Source organism: Pseudomonas sp. R1-6 (assembly GCF_051132115.1).
Classification (GTDB): domain Bacteria; phylum Pseudomonadota; class Gammaproteobacteria; order Pseudomonadales; family Pseudomonadaceae; genus Aquipseudomonas.
Window position 1 is genome coordinate 1,945,223 of sequence record NZ_CP071662.1, and the last position, 11,553, is coordinate 1,956,775.

8 protein-coding genes are annotated in these 11,553 nt (G+C 59.8%); 6 read left to right on the forward strand and 2 right to left on the reverse strand.

From position 1 onward, the window contains the following. The first annotated feature begins 124 nt into the window (after positions 1 to 124). Positions 125 to 1,936, forward strand: coding sequence for an ABC transporter transmembrane domain-containing protein (locus J3P81_RS09000; RefSeq protein ID WP_434563272.1), 1,812 nt, complete (start codon positions 125 to 127; stop codon positions 1,934 to 1,936). Between the two features lie 205 nt (positions 1,937 to 2,141). Here the strand turns inward: J3P81_RS09000 and J3P81_RS09005 are convergent, their stop codons facing one another. Further along, positions 2,142 to 4,070 carry a transglycosylase SLT domain-containing protein gene (locus J3P81_RS09005; RefSeq protein ID WP_434563274.1) on the reverse strand — a complete coding sequence of 643 codons (1,929 nt, stop codon included), beginning with the start codon at positions 4,068 to 4,070 and terminating at the stop codon, positions 2,142 to 2,144. Between the two features lie 215 nt (positions 4,071 to 4,285). Between J3P81_RS09005 and J3P81_RS09010 the strand changes: the two genes are divergently transcribed. Further along, a complete protein-coding gene (locus tag J3P81_RS09010) occupies positions 4,286 to 6,205 on the forward strand; it encodes an ATP-binding cassette domain-containing protein (RefSeq protein ID WP_420764689.1) in 1,920 nt (639 codons plus the stop codon). A gap of 106 nt (positions 6,206 to 6,311) precedes the next feature. On the opposite strand, the gene J3P81_RS09015 is transcribed toward J3P81_RS09010, so the two are convergent. Then, the gene (locus J3P81_RS09015; RefSeq protein WP_420764688.1) at positions 6,312 to 6,752 is read right to left on the reverse strand and encodes a universal stress protein; all 441 of its coding nucleotides are present in this window, start codon (positions 6,750 to 6,752) and stop codon (positions 6,312 to 6,314) included. Between the two features lie 102 nt (positions 6,753 to 6,854). Here J3P81_RS09015 and J3P81_RS09020 point away from each other — a divergent pair, with 102 nt between their 5' ends. The 4 genes from J3P81_RS09020 (at position 6,855) to J3P81_RS09035 (ending at position 11,476) form a co-directional block, all read left to right on the forward strand. Beyond that, positions 6,855 to 7,292: a hypothetical protein gene (locus tag J3P81_RS09020; RefSeq protein ID WP_420764687.1), complete on the forward strand. Its 438-nt coding sequence runs from the start codon at positions 6,855 to 6,857 to the stop codon at positions 7,290 to 7,292. A gap of 485 nt (positions 7,293 to 7,777) precedes the next feature. Beyond that, positions 7,778 to 9,925, forward strand: a complete 2,148-nt coding sequence (fadB, locus tag J3P81_RS09025; protein WP_420764686.1) for a fatty acid oxidation complex subunit alpha FadB — start codon at positions 7,778 to 7,780, stop codon at positions 9,923 to 9,925. A gap of 30 nt (positions 9,926 to 9,955) precedes the next feature. Further along, a complete protein-coding gene (fadA, locus tag J3P81_RS09030; RefSeq protein ID WP_420764685.1) occupies positions 9,956 to 11,131 on the forward strand; it encodes an acetyl-CoA C-acyltransferase FadA in 1,176 nt (391 codons plus the stop codon). A 108-nt stretch (positions 11,132 to 11,239) separates the two neighbouring features. Then, entirely contained in the window at positions 11,240 to 11,476 is a 237-nt protein-coding gene (locus J3P81_RS09035) for a DUF1653 domain-containing protein (RefSeq protein WP_420764684.1), read from the forward strand. The last annotated feature ends 77 nt before the right edge of the window (positions 11,477 to 11,553 follow it).

The window sequence follows — 11,553 nt, forward strand, 5'->3', positions numbered from 1 at the left end:
AACCAGAAACACACTCGCGTTTCCAGCCAGACGTTAGACCGATAACATCTAGGCATTAGTCTCGGCGGTCATATTTAACCTGACTCATTTCGATTCCACTTGGTTCCGCTGCGTTTCGGTACTGATGGCCAATCTTTTCCTGTTGCATTATCGGACACTCTCGATGCTTTCTTCACGACATCGCCGCGCAATACGCCTGGCCAGCGGCTTCATCGCCCCTTACCGCAAACAGGTCGCCGGTGCTTTGCTGGCCCTGATTGTCACGGCCGGTATCACGTTGTCCATGGGCCAAGGGATCCGCCTGCTGGTGGACCAAGGCTTCATGACCCGTTCGCCGCATCTGCTCAATCAGTCCATTGGCCTGTTCATGGTGCTGGTGGTGGGCCTGGCTATCGGTACGTTTGCACGCTTTTATCTCGTGTCATGGATCGGTGAGCGGGTGGTGGCCGATATTCGGCGGCAGGTCTTCAATCACCTGGTGTATCTGCACCCGGGCTTCTACGAGAACAATCGCAGTTCGGAAATCCAGTCACGCCTGACCGCCGATACGACTCTGCTGCAATCGGTGATTGGTTCGTCGCTGTCGTTGTTCCTGCGCAACGCCTTGATGGTGATTGGCGGCATCGTGCTGCTGTTTGTCACCAACCCCAAGTTGACCAGTATCGTGGTCATTGCCCTGCCATTGGTCCTGGCGCCGATCCTGGTGTTCGGGCGACGGGTGCGCAGCTTGTCGCGCCAGAGCCAGGACCGCATCGCCGACGTCGGCAGCTACGTCTCCGAAACCCTCGGCCAGATCAAGACCGTGCAGGCCTACAACCACCAGGTTCAGGATGAACAGCGTTTTTCCGTGACGGTGGAGCAAGCCTTCGACACCGCCCGCAAGCGCATCGCCCAGCGGGCCTGGTTGATCACCCTGGTGATCGTGCTGGTGCTGGGTGCGGTAGGGGTGATGCTCTGGGTCGGCGGCATGGATGTGATCGCCGGGCGGATTTCCGGCGGCGAGCTCGCGGCGTTCGTGTTCTACAGCCTGATCGTTGGCAGCGCCTTTGGCACCCTCAGCGAAGTGATCGGCGAGCTGCAACGGGCAGCGGGCGCCGCGGAACGCATTGCCGAGTTGCTGCGTTCGCAGAACATTATCCAGCCACCGGTCACAGGGCTGGTGACGTTGCCGGAGCGGGTGCGGGGTGACTTGCGCCTTGAAGGCGTGCGTTTTTCCTACCCCTCCCGACCGGACAGCTATGCGGTCGATGGCCTCGACCTGAGCATCAAGGCCGGCGAAACCCTGGCCCTCGTCGGGCCATCCGGCGCGGGCAAGTCAACGGTGTATGACCTGCTGCTGCGCTTCTACGATCCGGTGCAAGGGCGGATCCTGATCGACGACGTGCCGTTGACCTCGGTCGACCCTTTGGACCTGCGTCGTCATTTCGCCCTGGTTTCTCAAAACCCGGCACTGTTTTTCGGCACGGTCGAAGAAAATCTTCGCTACGGCAATCCCCAAGCAACATTCGAGCAGGTACGCGAGGCTGCGCAGATTGCCCACGCCCATGATTTCATAGAAAAAATGCCTGACGGCTACCAGACCCACCTGGGCGATGGCGGCCTTGGACTGTCCGGCGGCCAGCGCCAACGCCTGGCGATCGCCCGGGCCCTGCTGGTGGACGCGCCAATCCTGCTACTGGACGAAGCCACCAGCGCCCTCGACGCGCAAAGTGAACACCTGATCCAGCAAGCCTTGCCCAGCCTGATGAAGAACCGTACCACCCTGGTCATCGCCCATCGCCTGGCCACGGTGAAAAACGCCGACCGGATTGCGGTGATGGACCAAGGCAAGGTGGTTGCCGTGGGTAGCCATCAGGAGCTGGTTGCAAGCAATGCGCTGTATGCGCGGTTGGCAGCGTTGCAGTTCAACGTTGGCTTGGACTCGGCAGCCGACTGAGCGCAGCGTCCACACGAATCCCCTGTGGGAGCGAGCTTGCTCGCGATAGCGGTGGGTCAGCTTGCATCCATGTTGAAGGTGCCGACGCCATCGCGAGCAAGCTCGCTCCCACAAGGTCCAGCAACAGACCAAGTAGCCGACCAAAAATGCCCGCATCTTTCGATGCGGGCATTTTTTCTTCTCAGGAACAGCGTCTCGCTAATACTCACTGATCATCAAAATACCGCTCATGCCAGTCCACCAGCGGTTGCGGCAAGTTGAGCTTCTGGCCGTAGATGACCGAGTACGACAACACGTTCTGCACGTATTGGCGGGTTTCGTCGAAGGGGATGCTTTCGACCCAGACGTCGAAGCTCAGGTGGTCTGCACCGCGCAACCATTGGCGCACGCGACCGGGGCCGGCGTTGTAGGCGGCGGAGGCGAGGACGCGGTTGCCGTTGAACTGGCTGTGCACCTGGCTCAGGTACGCCGCGCCCAGCTGGATATTCTTGTCCGGGTTGAAGACTTGCTGCGGTGATGCCAGGGGAATATTGAATTTGCGCGCGGTTTCCTTGGCCGTGGCCGGCATCAATTGCATGAGGCCGCTGGCGCCGACACCGGAGCGGGCGTCGTCCATGAACGCACTTTCCTGCCGGGTGATGGCGAACGCCCAGCTAGGGTGCAAACCGCGGATCTTGGCTTCTCGCACCAGCGTGTCGCGGTAGGCCATCGGGAAGCGGATATCCAAGTCATCCCAGTATTTGGCCTGGCTGATGGTGCGGATGGCTGGGAAGTACCACTTGAGGTCGTAGGCCAGTTTCGCCTGGGCGACCATTTCGTCCCGGCTGAAATGACGGCTGACGTGATACCACTCGCGGCGTCCGTCGACGATTTGACCACGCGCGTGGAATTCCAGCGCCCGGCGTATGCCCGGTGTATTGCGGACTTTGTTGATCAGCGCCTGGCTCATGGGTAGCGGCTTGTTCACCAGCGAATACGGTGACTGGGACCGGTCGGCGGCCAGGAAACCGTAGAAATCACGCTCGCGAGCCAGATGCTTGTAGAGCGTCAGCGCTTCGGGGTTCTGTGGCTGCGCCAGTTCCAGGCTACGGGCCTGCCAGTAGCGCCAGCGATTGGTGCTCGCCAGCGATTCGGGCAGGCGGCGGGTCAGTTGGTAGGCGTCGTCCCAGCGGGCGAGGCGCAGGAGCAGGCGCAAGCGCCACTCCGATACGGTGTCGTCCCGAAGCTCCGGGTCATATTTGGTCATGACATCCAGGGCGCGGCTATCGAAGCGCTTGGCCAGGGTCAGGCCGATTTCCCGGGCGATGGCGACCTTCTCGTCCCGAGAGAAACGCATGGTGCTGGCATAGCCCTCCAGCAATGACATGGCTTTTTCCGGGTCCTGGCGGGCCAGGCGGCGCAGCCCAAGACTGACGACATCGGACATGGGCTCATCGGCGGGCATGAAGCGCGAAGGCTGGTTGAGCAGTTCGGGCTTTTGCGCGACGTCAACCAACAGCTTGCCTCGGGGGGCAAGGGTGGTCAGGCCGCTGATCAGGCTATTGGCCAGCGGATAGTTGCGTGCCTGGGCCGCCAGTTTCGCGCGCTCCCAGCGTTTCTGCTCGGTCAACTGGCCTTGCGCGGCCCACATGCCGAACAGCGCGTCGCAAGCCGTCGGCTGGGATTTACCGGTAAGCCATAGTTTCTCGGCGTTGGCATAACCTTCGGCCTTAAGGCCATGGCTCAGTTGATATTGAGCGTTGAGGCAATCCAGCTCGGTGAAGTTGAGCTTGGGATCGTAATACTTGACGAAGGTTGCCCAGTCGCCACGTTCGGCCAACCAGCGCAACCAGCGCAACTTCATCCAGTTGGCCTGGGGCAGGTCGCCATGTTCGGCGAGGAATTTTTCGATTTCGGCGTTGCTCGCGCTCTTGAGTCGCGCAGTCAGTTCGTCATAGGCCAGGTACGGTTCCAGCGGATAATCGCGCAGGGCCTGGCTGTAGCGAAAGTAGGGAGCGGAATCGCCTTTGGCCAGAGCACGCTTGGCCTCGTCGTAGTACTGGCGCTGGGTGGAAATATCCACCGCATGGGCGGTTTGAACGGCAGTGGCACATACAAACAAACAAGATAAAACACTGAAAAGGCGACTGCGCATGATACGTCCGGGCAAAGATAAACATGACAAGCCCAAGGAGAAACCCAGGGTAACTTGCCTGTAGCTTAGCCTTTTGCCAGCAACCGGCGAAAGCTTTGCGGGACTGTTGGCACAACTTCGCAACATTTGTAGTACAGAGTGCTTCGACGACGAAATTGACGGACTTTTGAGGTCTCTTCTCAGGTAGAATGCGCGCCCGGTTTTTGGAGAAGCTCATGACCCTGCTCAAATTCAGCGATGTGTCCCTTGCTTTCGGCGCGATGCCGTTGTTGGACAAGGTGTCCTGGCAGATCGCCCGTGGAGAGCGGGTGTGCATCATCGGCCGCAACGGCACTGGCAAGTCCAGCATGATGAAGCTGGTCAAGGGGGATCAGAAGCCCGATGACGGCTCCGTCTGGCGTGCGCCCGGGCTGAAAATCGGCGAGCTGCCACAAGAGCTGCCGGTAGCCGACGAGCGGACCGTGTTCGACGTGGTTGCCGAAGGCCTGGACGGTGTCGGCGCGCTGCTGGCCGAATATCACCACCTGAGCCAGAACATCGTCACCGATGCCGACCTGGACAAGCTGATGCATGTGCAGCACGACCTCGAGGCCCGTGATGGCTGGCGCCTGCAGCAATTGGTCGACAGCACCTTGAGCCGCCTGCAACTCCCGGCTGACAAGACCTTGGCCGAGCTGTCCGGCGGCTGGCGTCGTCGGGTCCTGCTGGCCCAGGCCCTCGTGTCCGAGCCAGACCTTTTGCTACTCGACGAACCGACCAACCACCTGGACATCGGTGCCATCGCCTGGCTTGAAGAAGCGCTGAAGGATTTCCAAGGGGCGGTTCTGTTCATCACGCACGACCGTTCCTTCCTGCAGAACCTGGCGACCCGCATCCTCGAACTGGATCGTGGCGGCCTGATCGATTGGAACGGTGACTACGCCAGTTTCCTGGTGCACAAGGAAGCGGTGCTGGCGGCGGAAGAAACCGCCAACGCCTTGTTCGACAAGCGCCTGGCCCAGGAAGAAGTGTGGATCCGCCAGGGCATCAAGGCCCGACGGACTCGTAACGAAGGCCGTGTGCGCGCCCTCAAGGCATTGCGCGTGGAGCGTAGCGAACGTCGCGAGCGCACCGGCAAGGCCAATATCCAGCTCGAGACGGCCGACAAGTCGGGCAAGCAGGTCATGGTGCTGGAAGATGTCAGTTTCGCCCATCCGGGCGGCCCGTTCCTGATCAAGGATTTCTCCATGGTCCTGCAGCGCGGTGACCGGATCGGCCTGCTTGGCGCCAACGGTACCGGCAAGACGACCCTGCTCAAGCTGATGCTTGGCGGCCTGGTGCCGACCAGCGGCAAAGTGGAGGAGGGGACAAAGATCGACGTCGCCTATTTCGACCAGTTGCGCCATCAGTTGGACTTGGAAAAAACCGTGATCGACAACGTCGCCGAAGGCCGCGACTTCATCGAAATCGATGGCCAGAGCCGCCACGTATTAAGTTACCTCGGCGACTTCCTGTTCAGCCCACAGCGCGCCCGTACGCCGGTGAAAGCGCTGTCTGGTGGTGAGCGGGCACGGCTGCTGCTGGCCAAGTTGTTCAGCAAGCCGGCGAACCTGCTGGTGCTCGACGAACCAACCAACGACTTGGACGTGGAAACCCTCGAGCTGCTGGAAGAAGTGTTGTTGACGTTCAACGGCACTGTGCTGATGGTCAGCCACGATCGGGCCTTCCTCGATAACGTGGTCACTAGCACGTTGGTGTTCGAAGGCGAGGGGCTGGTTCGCGAATATGTCGGTGGTTATCAGGATTGGCTACGCCAAGGCGGCTCGCCGCGCCTGCTGGGTGTGACTGAGAGCAAATCAGGCAAGGCCGACTTGAACTCCGCGGTCGTCAAGGCCGAGCCGGCGCCGGTTGCCGCCGCTGCCGCACCGGCTCCGACCAAGAAAAAGCTCAGCTACAAGCTGCAACGTGAACTGGAAGCCTTGCCAGGTGATATCGACGCGAAGGAGCAGCAGATCGCCGCGGTGGAGGCCGAGATGGCTGATGCCGGCTTCTACCAGCGTCCCGCGGCCGAAACCGCCAAGGTAATCGCGCATCTGGAACAGTTGCAGGCTGAGCTGGATGCGCTGGTCGAGCGTTGGGCTGAGCTGGACGCTTGATCCGCTGTTGAGAAGATTCCCGGCGTTCAGCAATGAACGCCGGGATTTTTTTATTTGAACGCAATCCCTTGTGGGAGCCAGCTTGCTCGCTCCCGAAGGTCCAGGGTCAGGTGCGCTTGACCAGGTGCACCGCCAGCACATCGCAAGGCGCGCCATGCAGCACGTCGTTGGCGGTGGAGCCCAGCAGCAACGCCAGGCCATGGCGGCCATGGCTGCCGACCACGATCAGGTCGCAGCCTTGCTCCTTGGCCAGGTGATGGATCTCCTGGCGCGGCTGGCCATAGGTCAGGTGGCTGTTTTCCTTTTTCAAGGCAGGGTATTTCACGATCAATCGGTCAAGGCGTTCCTTGGCCTGGTCGAACTGCTGCTGTTGCAACTGGGAAAGATCCATCGGAACGTCACCGCCGAAGGCCATCGCCATCGGCTCGACGATATGCACCAGCGACAGTTTGTTGTCCCGCCCTTCGCAAAGGGCGAGGGCTCGCTTGACGACGGGATCGCATTCTTCAGTAAGGTCGACGGCGACCAGGATGTGTTCGTAGTACATGAAAAGCACTCCAGAGAATGGCGATACGGTAAGTATGGCTGGTTTCAAGCGCATTGATGGCGATACAGGTCAATGGGCTCATCAGAATTCGGGAGTACAGATATGACGGTCTGGATAGTGGTGTCAATCCTGTTGGTGGTATTAAGCCCCCTGGCATGGTTGCGACCGTCTCGCGCACAGAGCGGGCGTATAGCCCTTCGCATGGAGGCGCGACGCCTCGGGCTGGCCATGCGATTGACCCCGCAAGACTGGCCCCATTGGCTTGGCCAGCAGCCACCAAACCCCTGTGCGCAGTACCACCGAGCCCGGCGGGGCAGTCAGCCGGCCAGCTGGAGTTATTGGCAAAAGGCTCCAGGGGTGTGGGTCAACCAATGGCAGGAGGTGTGCCAGGATGAAGCGTTGCTCGGCCACTTCCGAGCATTGCCAGCCAATGTCTATAAGGTCGAGGCCGACCGGCAAATGATCGCCCTGTATTGGGGAGAGAAAGGCGAAGCCAGTGTTTTGCAGGACATTTCTGCCGTATTAAAGGCGTTGGCCTGAGCGTAAAAAAGCCCGACAGCATCATCGGGCGGGTTGGCCAGGCAGGCCGGTAAAACCATTCTTTCCAGGGCGTGCTTCGAAACGTCCTGTTCCCCGCGTACTCAATCATATTGTCACCAGCTTAGTCGGTTGAATCCGGTGCGCCTGGAATTAGGGCGACTTTTCTAATGATTGATTCTATGAATGGTCGCTCATGCAAGGTCGTGTTACGGATCCAGGCGGTACGGAAATGACTGCGGAGTCCCGTTCAAACGCCTGTTTAGGGCGATTGACAATTGTCGGAAATTCCGTGAAGGTGACGTACCCAAATCAAACGGGCGTATGAATTGAGCGTTTGTATTTTCAGAACGTTCCTACAGAACCCGACTATCGCGTTGACGGGTGTGTCTGGCGGATTGGCGTAGCATCGGCGGTTATGTCCATGTGGAGCCAGGGGCCAGCGTCCAACGTGTACTGTTCAGCTTCCATATCGTGGAGATCAGTTGATGATTTACGAAGGTAAAGCCATCACGGTTAAGGCTCTTGAAAGTGGCATCGTCGAACTGAAATTCGACCTCAAGGGTGAGTCCGTCAACAAGTTCAACCGTCTAACCCTGAATGAATTGCGTCAGGCCGTGGACACTATCAAGGCAGATGCGTCGATCAAGGGTGTGATCGTCAGCAGTGGCAAGGACGTGTTCATCGTTGGCGCCGACATCACCGAATTCGTCGACAACTTCAAGCTGCCCGATGCCGAACTGATCGCTGGCAATCTCGAAGCCAACCGTATCTTCAGCGACTTTGAAGACCTCAACGTACCGACCGTCGCGGCCATCAACGGCATCGCACTGGGTGGCGGCCTGGAAATGTGCCTGGCGGCGGACTACCGCGTCATGTCCACCGCGGCCAAGATCGGCCTGCCGGAAGTCAAGCTGGGCATCTACCCGGGTTTCGGCGGCACCGTGCGCCTGCCGCGCCTGATCGGTGCTGACAACGCTATCGAGTGGATTGCCGCTGGCAAGGAAAACCGTGCCGAAGACGCGCTGAAAGTCGGCGCCGTGGATGCGGTGGTCGAACCCGGCAAGCTTCTGGAGGCGGCCCTTGAAACCGTCAAGCGCGCCATCAGCGGCGAGTTTGACTACAAGGCCAAGCGCCAGCCGAAGCTGGAAAAACTCAAGCTCAACGCCATCGAACAGATGATGGCCTTCGAGACCGCCAAAGGTTTCGTCGCCGGCCAGGCGGGCCCGAACTACCCGGCGCCGGTCGAGGCGATCAAGACCATCCAGAAAGCCGCGAATTTCGGTCGCGACAAAGCGTTGGAAGTCGAAGCCGCCGGTTTCGTGAAACTGGCCAAGACGTCTGCCGCCCAGAGCCTGATCGGTCTGTTCCTCAATGATCAGGAGCTGAAGAAAAAGGCCAAGGCCTACGACGAGATTGCCCGTGACGTGAAACAGGCTGCCGTGCTCGGCGCCGGCATCATGGGTGGCGGCATCGCCTATCAGTCGGCGTCCAAGGGCACGCCGATCCTGATGAAGGACATCAATGAACACGGCATCGAGCAGGGGTTGGCCGAAGCCGCCAAGCTGCTGGTCGGTCGCGTCGACAAAGGTCGCATGACCGCCGCGAAGATGGCCGAAGTGCTCAATGGCATTCGTCCGACGTTGTCCTACGGCGATTTCGGCCACGTCGACCTGGTGGTCGAAGCGGTTGTCGAGAACCCGAAGGTCAAGCAGGCGGTTCTGGCTGAAGTCGAAGACAAGGTCAAAGAGGACACCATCCTCGCGTCGAACACCTCGACCATTTCCATTTCGCTGCTGGCCAAAGCCCTCAAGCGTCCGGAAAACTTCGTCGGCATGCATTTCTTCAACCCGGTGCACATGATGCCCCTGGTGGAAGTGATCCGTGGCGAGAAATCCAGCGAGGAGGCGATTGCCACCACCGTGGCCTACGCCAAAAAAATGGGCAAGAACCCGATCGTCGTCAACGATTGCCCGGGCTTTTTGGTCAACCGCGTGCTGTTTCCGTACTTCGGCGGTTTCGCCAAGCTGGTCAGTGCCGGTGTGGACTTCGTGCGCATCGACAAGATCATGGAAAAATTCGGCTGGCCGATGGGCCCGGCGTACCTGATGGACGTGGTCGGCATCGACACCGGCCACCACGGTCGCGACGTCATGGCTGAAGGCTTCCCGGACCGCATGAAAGACGACCGTCGTTCCGCCGTCGACGTGCTCTACGAAGCCAAGCGCCTGGGACAGAAGAACGGCAAGGGCTTCTACGCCTACGAGACCGACAAGCGCGGCAAGCAGAAGAAAGTCGCCGATTCGTCGGTGCTGGAAGTGCTCAAGCCGATCGTCTACGAGCAGCGCGAAGTCACCGACGAGGACATCATCAACTGGATGATGATCCCGCTGTGCCTGGAAACCGTGCGTTGCCTGGAAGACGGCATTGTCGAAACCGCCGCCGAAGCCGACATGGGTCTGGTCTACGGCATCGGTTTCCCTCCATTCCGTGGCGGTGCGCTGCGCTACATCGATTCGATCGGTGTGGCCGAGTTCGTTGCCCTGGCTGACCAGTACGCTGATCTGGGCGCGTTGTACCACCCGACCGCGAAGCTGCGTGAAATGGCCAAGAACGGCCAGCGTTTCTTCGGTTAAGCGCCCAACGACTAGAGCGAGAGAACATTTATGAGCTTGAATCCTAGAGACGTCGTGATTGTCGACTTCGGTCGTACGCCGATGGGCCGCTCCAAGGGCGGCATGCACCGCAACACTCGCGCCGAAGACATGTCGGCGCACCTGATCAGCAAACTGCTGGAACGCAACGTCAAGGTCGACCCCAACGAAGTCGAGGACGTGATCTGGGGCTGCGTGAACCAGACCCTGGAGCAGGGCTGGAACATCGCCCGCATGGCTTCGCTGATGACCCAGATCCCTCACACCGCTGCCGGCCAGACGGTCAGCCGCCTGTGCGGTTCGTCCATGAGCGCGCTGCACACCGCCGCCCAGGCGATCATGACCGGTAACGGTGATGTGTTCGTGGTCGGTGGTGTCGAGCACATGGGCCACGTGAGCATGATGCACGGTGTCGATCCGAACCCGCACATGTCGCTGTACGCGGCAAAAGCCTCGGGCATGATGGGCCTGACCGCGGAAATGCTCGGCAAGATGCATGGCATCACCCGCGAACAGCAGGACGCCTTTGGCGTGCGCTCCCACCAGCTCGCCCACAAGGCGACGGTGGAAGGCAAGTTCAAGGATGAAATCATCCCGATGCAGGGCTACGACGAGAACGGCTTCTTGAAACTGTTCGACTACGACGAAACCATTCGTCCGGAAACCACCCTGGAAAGCCTGGCGACCTTGAAGCCGGCCTTCAATCCTAAGGGCGGCACCGTGACGGCGGGTACTTCGTCGCAGATCACCGACGGTGCCTCGTGCATGATCGTGATGTCGGCCCAGCGTGCCCAGGACCTGGGCATCCAGCCGATGGCCGTGATTCGTTCGATGGCTGTCGCGGGTGTGGACCCGGCGATCATGGGCTATGGTCCAGTACCGGCTACGCAGAAAGCGTTGAAGCGCGCGGGCCTGAGCATTTCCGATATCGACTTCTTCGAGCTCAACGAAGCTTTCGCCGCACAGGCGCTGCCTGTGCTGAAAGATTTGAAAGTACTCGACAAGATGAACGAGAAGGTTAACCTGCACGGCGGCGCGATCGCCCTGGGTCACCCGTTCGGTTGCTCTGGTGCGCGTATCTCTGGCACGCTGCTCAACGTCATGAAGCAGAACGGCGGCACTTTAGGGGTGTCCACCATGTGCATTGGCCTCGGCCAGGGCATCGCCACTGTCTTCGAACGCGTCTAAGCGTTGCGTTGATGGAAGCCGGGGCCAAGTGCCCCGGTTTTTGTTTTTCGGGTTTAGTAAAGAAAGATTTTGTTTTTATTTTGAAAAAATTTGAGTGAGGGCCAACGCATGCCGATACAACCTGGGCTCTACCAACATTACAAAGGTCCGCAGTACCGCGTATTCAGCGTTGCGCGGCATTCCGAGACCGAGGAAGAAGTGGTCTTCTATCAAGCCCTGTATGGCGATTACGGCTTTTGGGTGCGTCCGTTGAGCATGTTCCAGGAGTCTGTCGAAGTTGACGGCGAACAGGTGCCGCGCTTTGCTTTGGTGCAGGTCGAGGAGAGCATCTTTTCCAAGTCGTGAGGCCAGTGTGAGGGCGACCCCGCCCTTGACCTCACCTTGCAGCCACTATATATAGCGGTGCCGCGTCAGGCGCCAAC